This window comes from Burkholderia sp. BCC1977 (assembly GCF_905339595.1).
Lineage (GTDB): Bacteria > Pseudomonadota > Gammaproteobacteria > Burkholderiales > Burkholderiaceae > Burkholderia.
Window position 1 is genome coordinate 1 of the sequence record NZ_CAJPGQ010000150.1, and the last position, 940, is coordinate 940.

At 60.7% G+C, this 940-nt stretch carries 1 protein-coding gene; it reads right to left on the bottom strand.

Going from position 1 to position 940, the window contains the following annotated elements; all coding sequences use genetic code 11:
• The coding region (locus tag U5771_RS35200; RefSeq protein WP_322028185.1) for an IS110 family transposase at window positions 1–820 on the bottom strand (820 nt) is incomplete at its 3' end.
• Window positions 821–940: the final 120 nt, after the last annotated feature.

Below are 940 nucleotides of genomic sequence, written 5' to 3' on the forward strand. Positions count from 1 at the left end.
GATACGCGTCGCCGGCTTTCGTGATGCTGCCAAGCCGGGCTTTGCCGCCACTGCTGTGCTGTCCTGGCGTCAACCCAAGCCACGCCGCAACCTGTCGGCCATTCCGGAAGTCATGTCCGGCGCCAATGCTGGCCAGCAAAGCACTGGCCGTGGTTGGACCGATGCCGCGTAGTTGCATCAGTCGCTTGCTGCGCTCATCTTCTCGGGCAATCTCGGCAATTGCCCGGTCATATTCACCCAGCCGGTCCTCTATGTTGCCGGCATGCTCCAGCAAATCGCTGATGCACCGTCGCGCCCAGCCAGGCAGCAAGTCCAAGTGAGCCGCGATGTCTAGCCGTAGCCTTTCCGGACTCTGCGGTAGAACCACCCCGAACTCCGAGAGCAGGCCTCGCAACCGGTTGTAGGTTGCTGTTCTTTCCTCGACAAATCCCTGTCGTGTCCGATGCAGGCAAAGCGTCGCTTGCTGGTGCTCATCCTTGAGCGGCACGAAACGCATGCTGGGTCGTGTCACCGCCTCGCAAATGGCGGCCGCATCAGCGGCGTCATTCTTGCCGCGCTTGCCGGACATCCGATATGGCGCAACTAGCTTTGGCGCCATCAACTTCGCCGTGTGGCCGCACATCTGGAACACGCGCGCCCAGTAGTGCGCTCCTGAGCACGCTTCCATGCCGATCACACACGGCGGCAATTGGGCGATCAATGCGCCCAGTTGGTCGCGAGATACACGTGGCTTGATCAACACCGCTTTGCCCGCTTCATCCACGCCGTGGACGGCAAACACGTTCTTGGCAAGATCGATTCCGACGGTGACAATTGGCACGGACTTCCCCTCCTGTTGGTGTTGATGAAGTTTCGATACTCCATCATGGCACTACGATGCCGACTCGCGGCTTCCGCCGCAGCCTCGGGACGGGGAAGTCCCTTTCATTCGGATAGGTCC